Annotated in this window: 14 protein-coding genes; 9 read left to right on the top strand and 5 right to left on the bottom strand. The window is 76.9% G+C overall.

Annotated features, from left to right (window positions below; all coding sequences use genetic code 11):
• Positions 1–74: 74 nt before the first annotated feature.
• The 3 genes from WCD41_RS07150 to WCD41_RS07140 all read right to left on the bottom strand — a co-directional run bounded on the left by WCD41_RS07150 (position 75) and on the right by WCD41_RS07140 (position 3,406).
• Entirely contained in the window at positions 75–1,718 is a 1,644-nt protein-coding gene (locus tag WCD41_RS07150) for an FAD-binding dehydrogenase (protein ID WP_337712711.1), read from the bottom strand.
• Between the two features lie 138 nt (positions 1,719–1,856).
• Entirely contained in the window at positions 1,857–2,240 is a 384-nt protein-coding gene (locus WCD41_RS07145) for a transglycosylase family protein (RefSeq protein WP_337712710.1), read from the bottom strand.
• Between the two features lie 329 nt (positions 2,241–2,569).
• Complete coding sequence (locus WCD41_RS07140; RefSeq protein WP_337712709.1) at positions 2,570–3,406, bottom strand: SAM-dependent methyltransferase; 837 nt, start codon at positions 3,404–3,406, stop codon at positions 2,570–2,572.
• Positions 3,407–3,757: 351 nt separating this feature from the next.
• On the opposite strand from WCD41_RS07140, the gene WCD41_RS07135 reads away from it, so the two are divergent.
• The 5 genes from WCD41_RS07135 to mihF all read left to right on the top strand — a co-directional run bounded on the left by WCD41_RS07135 (position 3,758) and on the right by mihF (position 8,232).
• Positions 3,758–4,915, top strand: a complete 1,158-nt coding sequence (locus WCD41_RS07135; RefSeq protein ID WP_337712708.1) for a glycosyltransferase family 4 protein — start codon at positions 3,758–3,760, stop codon at positions 4,913–4,915.
• A gap of 220 nt (positions 4,916–5,135) precedes the next feature.
• On the top strand, positions 5,136–6,050 hold the full coding sequence (locus WCD41_RS07130; protein ID WP_337712707.1) for a GNAT family N-acetyltransferase: 915 nt from the start codon (positions 5,136–5,138) through the stop codon (positions 6,048–6,050).
• Positions 6,047–6,991, top strand: coding sequence for a lysophospholipid acyltransferase family protein (locus WCD41_RS07125; protein ID WP_337712706.1), 945 nt, complete (start codon positions 6,047–6,049; stop codon positions 6,989–6,991). The genes WCD41_RS07130 and WCD41_RS07125 overlap by 4 nt, the downstream gene beginning before the upstream one ends.
• Positions 6,981–7,610 (top strand): class I SAM-dependent methyltransferase, encoded by a 630-nt coding sequence (locus WCD41_RS07120; RefSeq protein WP_337712705.1) that lies wholly within the window; start codon positions 6,981–6,983, stop codon positions 7,608–7,610. Before WCD41_RS07125 ends, WCD41_RS07120 begins: the two co-directional genes overlap by 11 nt.
• Positions 7,611–7,920: 310 nt before the next feature.
• Entirely contained in the window at positions 7,921–8,232 is a 312-nt protein-coding gene (gene mihF, locus WCD41_RS07115) for an integration host factor, actinobacterial type (protein WP_274284601.1), read from the top strand.
• Positions 8,233–8,343: 111 nt separating this feature from the next.
• Here the strand turns inward: mihF and WCD41_RS07110 are convergent, their stop codons facing one another.
• On the bottom strand, positions 8,344–9,096 hold the full coding sequence (locus tag WCD41_RS07110) for a hypothetical protein (RefSeq protein ID WP_337712704.1): 753 nt from the start codon (positions 9,094–9,096) through the stop codon (positions 8,344–8,346).
• Between the two features lie 569 nt (positions 9,097–9,665).
• Between WCD41_RS07110 and WCD41_RS07105 the strand changes: the two genes are divergently transcribed.
• The 4 genes from WCD41_RS07105 to WCD41_RS07090 all read left to right on the top strand — a co-directional run bounded on the left by WCD41_RS07105 (position 9,666) and on the right by WCD41_RS07090 (position 15,711).
• The gene (locus WCD41_RS07105) at positions 9,666–10,391 is read left to right on the top strand and encodes a pyridoxamine 5'-phosphate oxidase family protein (RefSeq protein WP_337712703.1); all 726 of its coding nucleotides are present in this window, start codon (positions 9,666–9,668) and stop codon (positions 10,389–10,391) included.
• Positions 10,388–11,434, top strand: coding sequence for an MBL fold metallo-hydrolase (locus WCD41_RS07100; protein WP_337712702.1), 1,047 nt, complete (start codon positions 10,388–10,390; stop codon positions 11,432–11,434). Before WCD41_RS07105 ends, WCD41_RS07100 begins: the two co-directional genes overlap by 4 nt.
• Positions 11,435–11,688: 254 nt before the next feature.
• A complete protein-coding gene (locus WCD41_RS07095; RefSeq protein ID WP_507237351.1) occupies positions 11,689–14,076 on the top strand; it encodes a HelD family protein in 2,388 nt (795 codons plus the stop codon).
• 225 nt (positions 14,077–14,301) lie between these two features.
• Positions 14,302–15,711 carry a serine/threonine-protein kinase gene (locus tag WCD41_RS07090; protein WP_337712701.1) on the top strand — a complete coding sequence of 470 codons (1,410 nt, stop codon included), beginning with the start codon at positions 14,302–14,304 and terminating at the stop codon, positions 15,709–15,711.
• Positions 15,712–15,726: 15 nt separating this feature from the next.
• Here WCD41_RS07090 and eccB read toward each other — a convergent pair whose 3' ends face one another.
• Positions 15,727–17,181 carry a type VII secretion protein EccB gene (eccB, locus tag WCD41_RS07085; RefSeq protein ID WP_337712700.1) on the bottom strand — a complete coding sequence of 485 codons (1,455 nt, stop codon included), beginning with the start codon at positions 17,179–17,181 and terminating at the stop codon, positions 15,727–15,729.
• Between the last annotated feature and the right edge of the window lie 30 nt (positions 17,182–17,211).

The following is a 17,211-nucleotide window of genomic DNA, read 5'->3' as shown; positions in this document are numbered from 1 at the left end:
CGGCGTGTCGCGCGAGCGAGGATGCAGCGATTCTGGCGTCAGACGCCAGCAAAGCCGCATCGCTCGTATCGGGCTCACGCCAGCGCGCGACCCACCTGGCGCCCGGAGAACAGGCACCCGCCGAGGAACGTCCCCTCCAGCGAGCGGTAGCCGTGCACCCCGCCGCCCCCGAAGCCCGCGGCCTCGCCGGCCGCGTACAGGCCGGGCAGGGGGGAGCCGCCGTGCTGCAGCACCCGCCCGTCGAGGTCGGTCCAGAGCCCGCCGAGCGTCTTGCGCGTGAGGACGTGCAGCTTCACGCCGACCAGCGGGCCGGCCGCGGGGTCGAGGATGCGGTGCGGCGGGGCGACGCGGACCAGGCGGTCGCCCAGGTACGCGCGCGCCGAGCGGAGGGCGGCGAGCTGGCCGTCCTTGCCGTAGGGGTTCGCGAGCTCGGCGTCGCGGGCCAGGACCTCGCGCTCGATGGTCGCGACGTCGAGCAGCGGTTCGGGGGTGAGGGCGTTCATCTTCCCGACGAGCTCGCCGAGCGAGCCGGCCGTCACGAAGTCCTCGCCCGCACGCTGGAACGCGGCCACCGGCTCGGTCGGCCCCGGGCGGGCGCGCTGGAGGGTCAGCCGGATGTCGCGGCCGGTGAAGTCCGGGTTCTGCTCGGAGCCCGAGAGCGCGAACTCCTTCTCGATGATGCGCTGGTTGAGCACGAACCACGTGTGGTCGTGGCCGGTGCGTCCGATGTGCTCGAGCGTGGCGAGGGTATCGAACCCGGGCCACAGCGGCGCCGGCAGGCGCCGGCCCTCGGCGTCGAACCACAGCGACGACGGGCCGGGCAGGATGCGGATGCCGTGCAGCGGCCAGACCGGGGAGTGGTTGACGATCCCCTCGGTGTAGTGCCACATCCGGTCGCGGTTGACCACGCGCCCGCCGGCGGCCTCGCTGATCCCGATCATCCGCCCGTCGACGTGGGCGGGCACCCCGGAGATCATGGTCCGCGGCGGGGGGCCGAGACGGTCCGGCCACGCGGCCCGGACGGCGTCGTGGTCGCCGCCGATGCCGCCCGAGGTGACGACGACGCTGCCGGCCGCGAGCGTGAAGGACCCGACGGCCTCCCGGGAGCTCGACTCGCCCCGGGCGACCTCGGAGGGCCGGAGCAGCGTGCCGGAGACGCCCGTGACGGCGCCGGCGGTCGTCTCGAGGGCGTCGACGCGGTGGCGGCAGCGGATGGTCACGCGCCCGTCGGCGACCGCGGCGTGGACCCGGCGCAGGAACGGCTCGAGGATGCCGGGGCCGGTGCCCCAGACGATGTGGAACCGGGGCACGGAGTTGCCGTGCCCCGTGGCCGACGCCCCGCCCCGCTCGGCCCAGCCGACGACGGGGAAGAAGCGCACGCCCATGCCGTGCAGCCAGGCCCGCTTCTCGCCGGCGGCCCACTCGACGTAGGCGCGGGCCCACTCGCGGCCCCAGCGGTCCTCGTCGGCGCGGTCGAAGCCGGCGCTGGAGGTCCAGTCGGACCAGGCGAGGTCGAAGGAGTCGCGCACCCGCAGACGGCGCTGCTCGGGGCTGTCGACGAGGAACAGCCCGCCGAACGACCACCACGCCTGCCCGCCGAGGGAGGCCTCCGGCTCCTGGTCGAGCAGGATCACGCGGCGGCCCGCGTCGGCGAGCTCGGCGGTGGCGACGAGACCGGCGAGGCCGGCTCCCACCACGATGACGTCGGCGTCGGGCATACCGGGCATCGTGGCAGGGCGTCGATCGCGCGGGCGGATTTCCTGACGTTGAACGTCAGTGCTCGGCCTTCGGCGCGGCAGCTCCCGCTCCGCTCCGTGCCGCGTGTGGCCGCCAGGCTGACACAGCCCGGCGAGCGACTACTGCAGGCCGAGCTTCTCCGAGCAGGTCGGCCAGGCGTTCCAGCCCTGCTCGTCCTGGACCTTCTTGGCCACGCGGATCTGCTCCTCGCGGCTGGCCTCGTCGGGCGAGGAGGCGTACCGCTCGCCGCCGAACTCGCTCCAGGTCGAGTCGGTGAACTGCAGGCCGCCCTTGAAGCCGTTGCCGGTGTCCGCCTCCCAGTTCTGGGTGCTCTCGCACATCGCGAGGCGGTCCCAGGTCGCGTTCGACTCGGGCGAGACCGACGGTGCGGCCATGGCGGTGCCGGTGATCGCGAGCGGGCCGGTGACGGCAGCCGCGGCGACGACGCCCGCCTTGAGCAGCGGGCGGGACGAGGCGGACGGCAGGTGGTGGCGACCAGACATCGGGGCTCCGGTTCGTCTCGGGGTGTCGGCCCTGGGGTCGACCCGGGTGGGTGGTCGGGCCCGGATCGGGCCCTACGCGCCGCCCGGGGTGGTGCTCGGGGAGCGGAACGACGCGACCGGGACCGTAACCGAACCGAGACCTTCCGTGACAAGACGTGACGGGCCCTCGGCCGGACGTCGCGGTGAGTGGTCGAGATGTCGCGTTCGGCGGCGAACGGAGTAGCGGCGACCGGTTCGGGCTGCTCCGTTCGGTGCGACCACGTCGCGAGAGGTCGAGCCGAGCGGTGCATGGACCGAGGGAGGACGGCGGACGCCGCCGGGCGGGGAGGTCAGGCGGGCACGAAACCCACGGCCGCCCGGTGCCCGCAGCAGGGCTCGTCGAGGGGGCCCCGGTGGCGGCGGGCCTCGGGGCGCCACTGCGCGGCGTAGACGAGGCCCGGGTCGACCAGCTCGATGCCGTCGACCAGCTCGGCGAGCTCGGCCGCCGAGCGTGGGGTGGCGCGGCCGTTCGGGTAGGCGCGGGTCGGCCCGCAGATCGCGTCGATGTCGATGCGCGGGTCGTCGCCGGTCAGGTGGGAGACGGCGAGCGCGCTGCCGGGCACGACGCGCGCGACGAACTCGTCGACGACCCCGCCGGGGTCGTGGTCGGGCGAGACGTGCTGGAGCACCGAGAACATCAGCACGCCGACCGGCCGCGAGAAGTCGAGCACGTCGGTGACCGCGGGCGCCGCGAGGACCTTGTCGGGGTAGCGCATGTCGGCCTGGGTGACCGACACCCCCGACGCCGACGCGCCGATCAGCAGCTCGCCGTGGGCGACCGCGACCGGGTCGATGTCGACGTAGGCCACCCGCGCGTCGGGGACGACGCGGCGGGCGACCTCGTGGGTGTTGCCCATCGTCGGGATGCCCGAGCCGAGGTCGAGGAACTGGTCGATGCCCGCGTACGCCAGGTACGTGACGGCCCGGCGCAGGAACGACCGGTTCTCGCGCACGATCGACACGACGAGCGGCTCGGCGCGGGCGAGGTCGCGGCCCATCATGCGGTCGACGGCGCCGTGGGACGTCCCGCCGAGCAGGAAGTCGTAGACGCGCGCGGAGCTCGGGAGGTCGAAGTTGGCGGCGTTGGGCGGACCGAGCGGCCAGGGGTAGGAGGAGTCGTCGACCACGGTGCTCCTCCCCTCCGTTCGCCCTGCGCCCATCGATTTCGCCTGGTGACCCGCGAACTCGCTTCGTGTCGTGCTCGCTGTCCAGTAGCCGACAGCACTACCGAGCTGTCAACACGAGGGATTCCCCCGACACGCGCAGCACAAGTCCCCTCATCCACCGTCCGTGATCGACATGCCGGGGACTCGGGGCGCGACACGCCGGTGGAGCGCCATCGGCCGGACACGATCTGACGGTGGGTGATCTATCAACGGATCTCCGGGAACGACCCGAACGCAGTGTTGGGTCGGTGTTAGGACGAGGGACACGTCCTTGTCGGCCGACGGGGCCCCTAGGGCGGCCACCGTGCGGCTGTGCGCGTCGCCGTCGTGACCGAGTCGTTCCTGCCCGCCGTCAACGGCGTCACCAACTCCGTGCTCCAGGTCGTCGCCCACCTGCAGCGCCGCGGCCACACCGCCATGGTCATCGCGCCGGGCGCGGGGCCCGACGTGGTGCCGGGTGCCCCGCACGTCCCGGTGGTCCGGGTCCCGGCCGTCGACGTGCCCGGCGTCGACTCGCTGCCGGTCGGGGTCCCGACGCCCGCGGTCCGCGCGGCGCTCGAGGAGTTCCGGCCCGACGTCGTGCACCTCGCGTCGCCGTTCGTCCTCGGGGCGCGGGCCCTCACCGTCGCCCGGCGCCTGCGCGTGCCGTCGGTGGCCGTCTACCAGACCGACGTCGCCGGCTTCGCCTCCTCGTACGGCGTCGGCCTCACCGCCCGGGCCGCGTGGCGCTGGATCCGGCGGTTGCACGGCGGTGCGACGCGCACGCTCGCGCCCTCACGGTGGGCGGTGGACGCGCTGGAGTCCCACGGCGTGCCCCGCGTCTACCGCTGGGGCCGCGGGGTCGACACCGCGCGCTTCGACCCGGAGCGCCGCGACGACGCGCTGCGCGCGGAGCTCGCCCCGGACGGCGAGATGCTCGTCGGCTACGTGGGCCGGCTGGCCCCGGAGAAGCAGGTGGAGCGGCTCGCGGCCCTGGAGGGCCTGCCCGGTGTGCGCGTCGTCGTGGTCGGGGACGGCCCGTCGCGCGGGCGGCTCGGGGAGCTGCTGCCCTCGGCGCGCTTCCTGGGCTTCCGGGGCGGCACGGAGCTCGCCCGGGCCTACGCCTCCTTCGACGCGTTCGTGCACACCGGGCCCCACGAGACCTTCTGCCAGGCGGTGCAGGAGGCCCAGGCCTCGGGGCTGCCGGTGATCGCGCCCGATGCCGGCGGCGTGGCCGACCTCGTCGACGTGGGGCGCACCGGCTGGCTCTACGACCCGGCCTCGCCGACCGCGGGCGCGGAGATCGTCGGCCGGGTGGCCGCGTGGCGCGACGACCCGGAGTCGCGGCGGGACTTCGGTGCCGCCGGGCGCCGCCGCGTCGCCGGACGCACCTGGCCCTCGGTCTGCGAGGAGCTCCTCGGCCACTACGCCGCCGTGATCGCCGGCGACGGGACCGCCGAGGGCAGGTCCGTCGCGACCCCCGCCGCCTGAGCCGCGTCGAGCGTGTGGCGTGACGGACGTCCAGTGTCTGCGGTGGCCCACCGCTGACACCGGACGTCCGTGATGCCACACGCTCGCGGTGGGTCCCCGGGCAGGACGTACCCCCGGGGAGCGGCAGGTCACGGTCCCGCGCGCCGAGTTCACCCGGACCACACTCGACCGTCACGCCGGGGTGGGCCCCCGGGCGATCTCGGCCCGTAGACACCGCCCCATGGCCACATCCCAGGTGCTGGCGCGGTCCGCCGGACCCGCCTCCGAGAGCCAGGACGAGCGCGACGCGGCGACCGCCGTGCCGCCCACCGGCCCCGCGCCGGTCGCTGTCGACGGGGCCGGGGCGGCGGACGCCGCCGCGGTCGCCGCCGGCCGCTACAGCCTGCTCCTCACCCGCGAGCCCGCCCACGTCACGGCCGCCCAGCGGCTGCGGCACCAGGTGTTCGCCGGCGAGCAGGGCGCCCGGCCCGCCGCGGACGACGAGATCGCGCTCGCGGCCGCCGCGGAGGGTCGCGACGCCGACGCGTTCGACGCCCACTGCGACCACCTCGTGGTGCGCGAGGACGCGACGGGCGAGATCGTCGGCACCTACCGGATGCTCACCCCCGAGGGCGCCCGGGAGGCGGGCGGCCTCTACGCCGACACCGAGTTCGACCTCTCCGGCCTCGACGGGATGCGCGACGACATCGTCGAGGTGGGGCGCTCCTGCGTGCACCCCGACCACCGCCACGGCGTCGTGCTCTCCCTGGTCTGGGCCGGGATCCTGCGCTACATGATGCTCACCGGGCGCCGGTGGGTCGTCGGGTGCGCGAGCGTCCCGCTGGGTGCCGACGGGACGATGCCCGGCGGCGTCTGGTCGCTCGTGGCCTCGAAGCACCTCGCCCCGGCCGTGCGGCGGGTCCGCCCGTGGCGCGAGGCCCCGATCGGCGCCCACGACCCCGAGGCGCCGGGCGCGAAGAAGGCGGCCCGGGCCGGCCTGCCGCCGCTGCTGTGGGGCTACCTGCGCCTCGGCGCCGAGATCGGCGGCGTCCCGGCCCTCGACCCGGACTTCGGCGTCGCCGACCTGTTCATCCTGCTCGACCACACCGCCATCGACCCGCGCTGGCGCCGCTACCTCGCCGGGGAGCAGGCGTGACCGGCGTGGTGAACCACTGGGCGCCGACGTCGCCGTGCGACCCGGGCTGCCTGCCCGTCGCCGGGCCCGCGACCGGGCGGGCCCGCGTCGTGCGGGCGGTCCGGCTGACGGTCCGGGGCACGGCCCTCGCCGTCGTGGTCCTCGCGGGTCTCCTCGCGGCGCTCGTGGTGCCGCTGCTCGGAGCGGCGGCGATGGCCTGGGTGCAGCGGCTCTGGGCGGCCGCGGTGCTCTCGGCCTGCGGTGTCCGCGTGCGCCACACCGGGCCCGCCGCGCCGCCCGGGGCGCTCGTCGTCGCCAACCACGTGTCCTGGCTCGACGTGTTCGCCCTGCACGCCGTCGCGCCCGTGCGGATGCTCGCCAAGACCGAGGTCCGGCAGTGGCCGCTGCTGGGGCTCATGGCCGCGCGGGCGGGCACGGTGTTCCTCGATCGCGACCGGTTGCGCGCCCTGCCCGACGCGGTCGCCACGCTCGCCGCGGCGCTGCGGGCCGGCACCCCGATCGGGGTGTTCGCCGAGGGCACCACGCGCTGCGGCCGCGACCTCGGCACCTTCCGGCCCGCCGCGTTCCAGGCCGCGTCCGACGCCGGTGCCCCCGTCGTGCCGGTGGCGCTGCGCTACCGCCGCCGCGGCGACCGTCCCGGTGACGCCCCGCTCGACGCCACCGCCGCGTTCGTCGGCGACGACACCCTGGCGTCGTCGCTGCTGCGCGTGCTCGCCGCGCGGGGGGTCGACGTCGACGTCACCGCCGGCCCGGTCATCGACACCACCGACACCACCGCGGTGCCCGCCGGCCCCGCCCGGGCGAGCGCGCGCCGCGCCCTGGCCCGGGAGTGCGCGCGGACGATCGCGACCGCCCTCCCACCCGACCTCGGAGGACATCCCGCCGCCGTGCGCCCCGTCACCGCGCTCCCGATCGCCCCGGACCTCGAGCATGTCGCCTGAGCGGGACGGGCCCGCGGACGCCTCGTTCGCCGACCGGGCCGTCTTCGCCGCCCAGTTCGTCCGCGCCCCCGTCGCGACGGCCTCGGTGTGGCCGAGCAGCACGGCGCTCGCCTGCGGGATGGCCGACGCCGCGCTGCGCACGGCGCCCCCGGACCCGGTGGTGGTCGAGCTCGGCTCGGGCAGCGGGGCGTTCACCGGGCTGCTCGCGCACCGCCTCGCCGGCCGTGGCCGCCAGCTCGCGGTCGAGATCAACCCCGTGCTCGCCCACCGCCTCGCCGAGCGCTTCGCGACCGTCGAGGTGGTGCCGGCCGACGTCGCCGAGCTCGACGCCCTGCTCGCGCTGCGAGGCATCCAGGGGGCGGACGTGGTGGTCAGCGGGCTGGGCTGGTCGGCGACACGTCCGGGGCGCGAGGACTCGCTGCTCCCGGCGGTCGTGCGGGCCCTGGCCGACGACGGCGTGTTCGTGCAGTTCGCCTACCGCTGGACGGCGTGGGCCGCGCCCGCCCGGGCGCTGCGCGAGGAGCTCGGGGAGTGCTTCGCCGAGGTGGAGACCTCTCCGGTCGTCTGGCGCAACCTGCCCCCGGCCGTCGTGTACCGGGCCGCGTCGCCCCGTCGCTGACCGCGACGGGACGACGCCACGGCCGCGGGCCGCGTCGCCTGGGGCGCGCGTGGGTGAACGCCGTCGCCCGGATGTCACCGCGGGCGCCGACGTCGACGACGGACCGGTGATCCGCCCAGGTCAGGGGCAGGGCACCCATCCGGAGGGTGTACGGTCCCGCAACCATCGGCCCGGGCGTCCGGATCGCGGCACCGTCGCGGCGTGGCGTGCGGCGTCGACCGACCGTCCGTGTGACCGTCAGTTGCGACCGGTCCGACCGACGTCGTGGTTCCACCGCGACGACCGCACCACAGAGAGGGGAGACACCGCGATGGCCCTCCCGACGTTGACCCCCGAGCAGCGCGAGGCCGCCCAGGCCAAGTCCCGCGAGGCCCGGCAGGCCCGCTCCGCGCTCCTGGCCGGCATCAAGAGCGGCGAGGAGTCGATCCCCGCCGTCCTCGACCGCGGCAAGAGCGACCCGATCGCCGGCAAGACCAAGGTCTCCCAGCTCGTCCGGGCGCTGCCCGGCTACGGGCCGGCCAAGGCCTCGGCCGTGCTCGAGCAGGCCGGCATCCCCGAGGACCGGCGCGTCGCCGGCCTCGGCTCGCGCCAGCGCGAGGCACTGGTGAGCGCCCTCGGCTGAGGCCGATCACCCGCACGACACGACGGGCGGTCGGTGGTCCGGACATCCGGACCACCGACCGCCCCGTCGTCTGTGTGCCTCTGTGGTTGCCTCTGAGCGCCTCGGGGGGCGCTAGTAGCCGCCGCTGTCGGCGGAGGTGTCGGCCCGGTGCCGGCCGCCCTGGCGCTCGCCCTGATCGGCGGCCGGCAGCTGTGCGGCCGCGGCGGCGCTCTCCGCCGCGTTCGCGACGTCGGCGGCCCCCGGGGCGCGGAACTCGCCCGTCGTCGGGGTCGGGTCGGCGGTGAGGACGGCGTTGCCGCCCACCACCGCGACGCCGCCCCCGGCGAGCGCGCCGATCAGGGCCAGGGCCCCGGCGGTGCGGGTGGGCAGCGGGACCCGGCGGTCACGACGCCCCACGGCCGGAGCCGCGTGCGGGGGCGTCGGCGGGGCGAGGGCGCTGGGGACCGCGGCCGGGTAGGCCGGGCGCGGCGTGCCGCCCGTCGTCGGGTCGGCCGCCGGCACCGCGCCGGAGACAGGGGTGGAGCCGGTGCGCGGGAGGCGCGTCTCGCCGGTGTGCGCGCCGCCCGCCGGGCGGCCGGCCGGGCCGGCGCTCGCCGCCGCCAGGGCGATCGCCGCGAGGTCGAGCGCGGCGGTGTCCGCATCGAGGCCCCGCGAGGAGCGCGTGCCCCGGGCGCTGCGGGCCCGCGGGAGGGGCCCGGAGGGGTGCGCCTCGGTGAGGCCCTGGCGGGGCAGGGCCGGCGCGGGGACCGCCGTCGGGTCGGCAGCGCGGCGGCCGCCGGTCAGGACCGCGGTGGCGGTGCGGGAGGTGGGTGCCTCGGGGGCAGGCGCCGCCGCTCGGGCGGGCGCCGCACGGTGTCGGGACATGCGGGGTCTCCGTCGCGCCGCCGATCGACCTGGCCGAGGGGGAGCGAACCAGGTGCCGCGCGACCGGTGGGGAGTCCGGTGCGACGGCGTTCGGCCTGTCACCGCTGGGGTCGGGGGCCGCGTCCGCCGGACAGGCCCGGGCGGGACGGACGCGGGTCCGGCACCAGCTGCCACGGGTGTCCGGACCCGCACGAGAGTAGGTCGCCGGGGAAGACCCCGTCACCGGCCGGAGTGCTCCGGGAACGCTGGGTGTGCGGTCCGTTGCGGCTGCTCAGGCCCCGGACGCGCGGTCACGCCGACGCGGCGGTCCGGTCTCGGCCGTGTCACGGAGTGATGCACATCACACCCAAGTGCGGCTGTTCGGCCCACCGACCCTGCCGCGGAGTGCGCAGATCGGTTGCGCCGAGCGAGGGTTGGGCTACGGAGCGGCTCGACAGCACCCGGACGAAAGGGTTCCATCGGGACCCGTCCCCCGACCACGCGGCTCCCCAGGGGCGGCGCGTCCCCGGCGCCCCGCCCGTCCCGCCGCACCGACACGGCGGTCCCGCCCGGGCCGCGGAGAGGCGTCGATGAGCGACCGGGTCACCCCCCAGCCCGATCAGCCCGACCCCCACCCCGACGGTCCCGGTTCCGCCGGCGAGCGCGCCCTGCAGGACGCCCTCGGGACGTCCGCGCGGGCCGCACGCTTCTACGACGACCAGATGTGCGACCGCCTCGTGCCGTCGATGCAGGACTTCCTGGGCCGGATGTCGATGGCGTTCGTGGCGACCTCCGACGCCCACGGCGAGTGCGACTCGACCTTCCGGGCCGGGCCACCGGGCTTCGTCCGGGTGCTGGACGACCGGCACGTGGCGTGGCCGGAGTACCGCGGCAACGGCGTCATGGCGAGCCTCGGGAACATCAGCGAGAACCCGCACGTCGGGCTGATGATGATCGACTTCACCGACGAGCTCATCGGGCTGCACGTCAACGGTTCGGCGCGCATCGTCGAGGACGACGCGCTGCGCGCCGAGCACCCCGACCTCCCGGAGGAGGCGGTGCCGGGGCGGCGGGCCGATCTGTGGGTGGAGGTCACCGTCGAGGAGGCCTACATCCACTGCCGCAAGCACATCCCGCGGATGGTCCCCGTCGACCGCACCCAGTCCTGGGGCACCGACGACGTCAAGCGCAAGGGCGGCGACCACTTCGGCGTGGCCGGCGCCCGGCGCGCCGAGGCGCGTGAGCGGGCCGACACCGCCGTGGGCGACCCCCGCACAGCGGAGCACGCCGGGGCAGGGGCATCCTCCGGGGAGTGATCTCCGACCGGCACGCGTGGACCAGACCCGAGCTCGAGACCGTCGTCCCGGGCGTCCACCGCCTGCCGCTGCCGCTGCCGAACGACTCGCTGCGCGCGGTCAACGTGTACGCGCTGGCCCCCGACGGTGACGCCGGCGAACTGACCCTGATCGACGGCGGCTGGTCGATCGACGAGTCGCGCGACGTCCTGGCGCGCCTGCTCACGGGGATCGGCGCGGAGCCGGGCGACATCCGGCGCTTCCTGGTCACCCACGTGCACCGCGACCACTACAGCCAGGCCGTCGCGCTGCGCCGTGCCCACGGCGCGCGGGTGGCCCTCGGCGCGGGCGAGGCCGACTCCCTCGAGACGGTGCGCGGGCGCGACACCGGCCTCGACGCGCAGATGGTCGGCCTCCGGCGCGCGGGCGCCCCCGGGCTCGCCACCGAGATCCACTCCTGGGTGGCCGCCGCGGAGGCGCCGCCGGCCGACGACTTCACCGACCCCGACGAGTGGCTCGCCGACGGCCAGGAGCTCCGCGCGGGCGGGCGCTCGCTGGTTGCCCGCGAGACGCCGGGACACACGCGCGGGCACCTCGTGTTCGTCGACGAGACCACCGCCGACGGGCCGATGCTCTACGCCGGCGACCACGTCCTGCCCCACATCACGCCCTCGATCGGCTTCGAGCCCGCGGCGCGGCCCGGCGCGCTGATCCGCTACCTCTCGTCGCTCGCCGCCCTGCGGGCCGAGCCCGACCGCCTGCTGCTGCCCGCGCACGGACCCGTCGCGCCGAGCGTCCACGAGCGCGTCGACGAGCTGGTCGCCCACCACGACAAGCGCCTCGACGAGATCGCCGCGGCGGTCGAGAAGGGCCTGCCGACCGCGGCCGAGATCGCCGGCGCCCTGCGCTGGACCCGCCGCGAGCACCGCCTCGAGGACATGGAGACCTTCAATCGCATGCTCGCGGTGCTCGAGACCGACGCCCACCTGGAGGTCCTCGCCGGGCAGGGCCGGGTGGTGCGCACGTCCGGGGACGACGACGTGTTCCACAACGTCCCCGCCTGACCCCGCCCCGGCTAGACCCGCCCCGTCACCACCCGGCCACCTCCCCGACGCGCGCCGGACACCGACCGACGGCTCCGGTGCGGCTTCCCAGCGCCGGGCAGCGCCTCGGTGGCGGCGCGCGGTCGGGGGACAGCGCTACCGTGGAGGGTCGTCCCGGCACACCGGCGCCGGACCGCCCGCTGGAGAAGGCCTGCGTGACCCGTACGTCCCCGTCTGCCGCCGACACCGCGCGCGCCCCTGATGACGATCCCGTGGTGGCCGAACAGCCCTACGTCTCGATGCTCTACGGCAAGCTCGACGAGCGCCGGGCCGAGACGGCGGCGCTGCTCGCCCGCGTCCTGCGTGACGAGACCACCGGCACCCCGCAGGCGGTCTCCGAGCGCGACGCCGCCGCGCAGATGTACTCCGAGCAGCTCGCCACGCTGTCGGCCGTGGAGCAGGGCCTGTGCTTCGGGCGCCTCGACCTCGACCCGGACCGCCCGCCGCCCCCGCCCGTCGACGGTGACCCAGACGCCATCGAGGGCCTCGACCAGGACGTCCTCTACGTCGGGCGCCTGGGCCTGCTCGACGACCAGCACGACTACGAGCCCCTCCTCGTCGACTGGCGGGCGCCCGCGGCCCGGCCGTACTACACGGCGACCGCGGCCTCGCCCGACGGCGTGCGCCGCCGGCGCCACATCCGCTCGCGCAGCCGGCGCGTCACCGCCGTCGACGACGAGATCCTCGACCTCGACGAAGCAGCAGCGGCCGCCGCGGCCCGGGGAACCCAGCGCACCGGGCTGACCGGCGAGGCCGTGCTGCTGGCGGCCCTCTCGGCGGGCCGCACCGGGCGGATGGGCGACATCGTCGCGACCATCCAGGGCGAGCAGGACCGCGTCATCCGCTCCAGCGCCAACGGCGTCGTCGTGGTCGAGGGCGGACCGGGCACCGGCAAGACCGCCGTGGCCCTGCACCGCGCGGCCTACCTGCTCTACACCCACCGCCGGCAGCTGGCCCGCCGCGGCGTGCTCGTCGTCGGGCCGAACCCGACGTTCCTGCGCTACATCGAGCAGGTCCTGCCCTCGCTCGGCGAGACGAGCGTGCTGCTCTCGACCGTCGGCGAGCTCTACCCGGGTCTCGCCGCGCACCGCGCCGAGGCGCCGGCCGCCGCCGCGCTCAAGGGCCACCTCGAGATGGGCAAGATGCTCGCGACGGCCGTGCGCGACCGCCAGGAGCTGCCCCACCGCCCGATCCGGCTCGTCGTCGACGGCGAGCCCGTCGTGGTGGACCGCGACGTCGTCGCCCAGGCCCGTACCCGTGCCCGGCGCACCCGGCGGCCCCACAACGACGCGAAGCGCACGTTCGTGCGCGAGGTCGTCGACCAGCTCGCCCGCCGCGAGGTCGACCGGGTGAGCCGCGACGTCGACGGGTCGACCACCCTGCTCGACCGCGCCGACCTCGCCGACGTCCGCGCCGGGCTGCGCGCCGACCCCGACCTGCGCGCCGTGCTCGACGAGCTGTGGCCGACGCTGACCCCGCCGCAGCTGCTCGCCGACCTGTGGACCGACCAGCGGCGGCTGCGGGCGGCCACGCGCGGCTGGTCCGACGCCGACCGCGACCTGCTGGCCCGCTCCGGCGGGGTGCCCGACGACCTGCTCGACGGCGCCTGGTGGAGCCCCGCCGACGCCGTGCTGCTCGACGAGGTCGCCGAGCTGCTCGGCGAGGACGACACGGCGGCCCGGGAGGCCGAGGAGCGCAAGCGCGAGGCCGACGAGGCCTACGCCGCCGGGGTGCTCGAGATCCTCGCGATGGAGGAGGACTGGGACCCCGAGCTCCTGCGCCCCACCGACGTCGTCGACGCGAGCGTCCTCGCCGACCGGACCCGGGAGGCGACCTACGCGTCGGCCGCCGAGCGGGCCGCCGACGACCGCACCTGGACCTTCGGGCACGTCATCGTCGACGAGGCCCAGGAGCTCTCCCCGATGGCGTGGCGGGTGCTCATGCGCCGCTGCCCCAGCCGCTCGATGACGCTGGTCGGCGACGTCGCGCAGACCGGGGCGCGGGGTGGGGCGTCGTCGTGGGCCGAGGTGCTCTCGCCGTACGTGAAGGCGCGCTGGCGCCGCGAGGTGCTCACGGTCAACTACCGCACCCCGGCGGAGATCATGGCGGTGGCCGCCGACGTGCTCGCCGCGATCGACCCGGGGGCCACGCCGCCCGAGTCGGTCCGCGAGGCGGGCGAGTCGCCGCGGGCGGTGGCGACCGACGAGCGCGGGCTGGTGGAGGCCGCCGTCGAGCAGGCCCGCCGGGCGCGGGCGGCGGTCGTCGACGTCGAGGGCGCCGGCCGCGTGGCCGTGCTCGCCCCGGGGTCGCGGGTCGACGCGCTGGCCGCGGCGCTCGGGGTGGCGGCGGGGCCGACCGGGGCTGCCGATGCGCCGGGCGACCCGGCGGTGGACCTCGCCTCCGAGGTCGTCGTGTGCGAGGTCGCCGACGCCAAGGGCCTCGAGTTCGACGCCGTCGTCGTCGCCGATCCGCAGGGCGTGGTGGACGTCTCACCGCGCGGGCTCAACGATCTCTACGTCGCCCTCACCCGCGCCACACGTGCGCTGGTCGTGGTCCATCCCGGCGCCCTGCCGGGGGTCCTGGGCCGCCTGCAGCCTTCCTGAGGTCCGCCTGAGATCGTCCCCGATCGGGTAACGCCCGCCCGCCCGGCGGCGAACACCCCGACACGGGCCGGGCGAGGTCGGGCGACGTGGTGTGCCCGCAGGCGCGCCGTGCGCTCCGCGGGCAACCCGCCGTTCGGGCGACGCATCGCCCGGGACGTCACGCAGACGAGGGACCCCGTCATACGGGATGATCGGGCCGACCGCGCACCGGGAGGAGGGCGGGCAGTGAGCACCGACATCGGTCCGCCCGCGATGGTGGGCGGGCGCTACACGGTCGGCGACCTCATCGGGCGCGGCGGCGCCGCGGACGTCTTCCGGGCCCGCGACGAGCTGCTCGGCCGCGACGTGGCGATCAAGATGTTCAACGCGGCGGGCTCCGTCGCGGCCCCCGACGCCGCCCCCGGCGACCCGGCCGACCCCGCCGAGAAGATCGGCGACATCGAGGAGGGCCAGGAGGCCCGCCACCGCCGCGAGGTGCTCACCCTCGCCGGCCTGTCGCACCCCGGGCTCGTCACCGTCTACGACGTCGGCGACGAGGACGGCCGCGCCTACTTCGTCATGCAGCTCATCGAGGGCGACACGCTCGCCCAGCGGGTGCGCGCGGGCCCGCTGCCGGTCGTCGACGTCGTCGCCCTCGGGGCCGCGCTCGCCGACGCGCTGGCCTACGTGCACCGCCGCGGCGTCGTGCACCGCGACGTCAAGCCCGGCAACGTCCTGCTCGACGCGGAGGGCCGGGCGCACCTCTCGGACTTCGGCATCGCCGCGGTCCACGACGCCGCGCCCGTCACGGCGGCCGGCATGGTCATCGGCACCGCGTCCTACCTCAGCCCCGAGCAGGTGCGCGGCGAGCCGATCGACGGCGGCGTCGACATCTACGCGCTCGGTCTCGTGCTCATCGAGTGCCTCACCGGGCGCCGCGAGTACCCGGGCAACGCGCTCGAGGCGGCGGTCGCCCGCCTGCACCGCAGGCCCGTGGTGCCCACCGGCCTGTCGCCGGGCCTCGAGGGGCTGCTGACGGCGATGACCGCCGACGACGCGGTCGACCGGCCGACCGCGGAGGAGGTCGTCGCCGGCCTGCGCGGGGTCTCCCGCGAGGTCGGGATGGACGCCGAGACCGTGCTGTCGCCGGTGCTCATGACCGCACCGACGAGCGTCGTCGCCGGGTCCGGGGCGTTCGCGGCGGGCCCTCCGGTGGCCCCCACCCTCGATCCCACGGGCGCCTCGCCGCTCGCCCGGCCGACGCCGCGCCGTCGCCGCCGCCTGGCCGCCGCCGTGGCCGCCGCGGCCGCGGTGCTCCTCATCGCAGGGTCGGCGGTGGCGTACGCGGTGCTCTCCGAGGAGCAGCCGCTGCCGCCCACGCCGTCGGCGACCCTGGCGCCGCCCCCGCCGCCGCTGCCGGTCGCCCCGCAGGTCACCACCACCGAGGAGACCGAGGTGGCCACCGCCCCGCGGACGCGGCGCACCACCACCACGCCCCGGCGGACGACCACCACCACGACCACGACGACCACCACGACGACGGTGCGTCCGCCGGTCGTGGTGCCGCCGCCGGTGGTCGAGGACCCCGACGAGGACGACACCACGACGAGCTCGGCCCCGGCGCAGGTGCCGGCGCCGGGGGCGCGTGTCCAGTAGGGCGTCCAGTAGGGCTCAGCCGCCGCCGGGCAGCGGGTTCAGCGCCGCGGCCACCGACAGCACCGGCCCGGCGGGCAGCAGGCCGACCACGGCGTCGGGAGCGGGCGGGAACGCCTCGCCCAGGCCGAGCGCGGCCGCGGTCTCCGGGTCGGGCACCGCCGACGCGAGACCGGAGCCCGAGATGACCGTCGGGCTGCCGGGGGCGTCGTCCCGCCCGGTCGGCACCGCCCGCACCACGACCCCCGCGCCGGGCAGCACGACCGCGTCGACACGGTCGCCCGAGCCGTCGGCCTGGGCGAGCGTGGTGGGCGGTGCCGGGCCGCTCGGGGGCTGCGTGCCGACGGTCAGCGCCACCGGCCCGCCGCCCTGGGCGCCGGCGCAGGTGGTGGGCGCCTCGTCCATCGGCACCGCGCGGGGCACCGGATCGGGGTAGGCGCCCACCGCGATCCCGCGGGCGGTGGCGAGCGGGCGCAGCTGGCCGGGGGAGACGATCGGGACCGGGGCCCCGGCCCGCGCCGGGTCCGGGTCGTCGAGGCGGACGAGGCGGGCCACGACCTCCGGGACCTCCTGCACGCCCTCGCGCTGCACGACGTACCAGCGGTCCGGCGTCCCCGGGCCGACGAGGCGCACGACACCGCCGACCGGCTCGCCGGCCAGCAGCCCGGCCGGCGGGACCTCGCCGCGCCCGGCGATCACGGGCGCGACGATCGAGGGCCCCTCGGTGAGGGTGTTGAGCAGGCTCGTGCTCACCGGGCGGGGGATCTGGCCCTCGAGGTCGAAGGCGATCACCACCGCCGGGTCCCGCAGGTCCAGCCGCGACCGGATGCCGTCGTGGACGAGCCACGTGCCGTCGAACCGGTCGCGCAGCAGCAGCCCGCGGCCGGGATCGAGCGGCCGGGCGGGGGCCGACGGGCCGGCGAGCACGGTGGTCCACACCCGCGGCTGCTCCCACGGGCGCGCGGCCCCGGGCCGGGGGCTGCCGGTGTCGCACACCGACCACACGGGCGGGACGGGTGCGCCCGCCGGGGGCAGCGGCGGGGCGTCCGGGATGCCGACCCCGCGCTCGCGGGGCGCGGTGGCGAGGTCGGCGTCGGCGACCTCGACGGGTGCGGGGTCACCGGCCGTCCCGCCGGCCGCCGCGAGGGCGGCCAGCACGAGGCGTGCGGACGCGAGGTTGGGCACCGGCACCAGCCGGTCGGGCTCGTGGACGACGACGTAGAGCGCCCCGGAGCCCTCGGCCACGACGACGCCGGCGCTGCGCCAGTCGGCGGGGCGGTCGAGCAGGCCCCACACGGCGGCGACGCCGAGGGCCAGCGCGGCGATCAGCGCGCCCGCGACCGTGGCCCGGTGCTGCGCGCGCAACGGGTCGCCCGCGGGCACGGCCTGGCGCCGGACGAGCGCCGACTGCAGGCGACGCAGCCCGAAGCGGTAGGCGTGGACCTGGTCGGAGGTCGTCGTCGGCGGAGGCATCTCGCTGCGGATCGTGGCACGTCCGTGTGC

This window comes from Actinomycetospora aeridis, assembly GCF_037400275.1.
GTDB lineage: Bacteria > Actinomycetota > Actinomycetes > Mycobacteriales > Pseudonocardiaceae > Actinomycetospora > Actinomycetospora aeridis.
This window is presented reverse-complemented; position numbering and strand designations above follow the sequence as displayed.

What these genes read in the sequence shown, in the direction of transcription:
- WCD41_RS07150 (WP_337712711.1), bottom strand. Translation starts at nt 1,718, where the DNA reads ATGCCCGACGCCGACGTCATCGTGGTGGGAGCCGGCCTCGCCGGTCTC.
- WCD41_RS07145 (WP_337712710.1), bottom strand. Translation starts at nt 2,240, where the DNA reads ATGTCTGGTCGCCACCACCTGCCGTCCGCCTCGTCCCGCCCGCTGCTC.
- WCD41_RS07130 (WP_337712707.1), top strand. Translation starts at nt 5,136, where the DNA reads ATGGCCACATCCCAGGTGCTGGCGCGGTCCGCCGGACCCGCCTCCGAG.
- WCD41_RS07120 (WP_337712705.1), top strand. Translation starts at nt 6,981, where the DNA reads ATGTCGCCTGAGCGGGACGGGCCCGCGGACGCCTCGTTCGCCGACCGG.
- mihF (WP_274284601.1), top strand. Translation starts at nt 7,921, where the DNA reads ATGGCCCTCCCGACGTTGACCCCCGAGCAGCGCGAGGCCGCCCAGGCC.
- WCD41_RS07110 (WP_337712704.1), bottom strand. Translation starts at nt 9,096, where the DNA reads ATGTCCCGACACCGTGCGGCGCCCGCCCGAGCGGCGGCGCCTGCCCCC.
- WCD41_RS07105 (WP_337712703.1), top strand. Translation starts at nt 9,666, where the DNA reads ATGAGCGACCGGGTCACCCCCCAGCCCGATCAGCCCGACCCCCACCCC.
- eccB (WP_337712700.1), bottom strand. Translation starts at nt 17,181, where the DNA reads ATGCCTCCGCCGACGACGACCTCCGACCAGGTCCACGCCTACCGCTTC.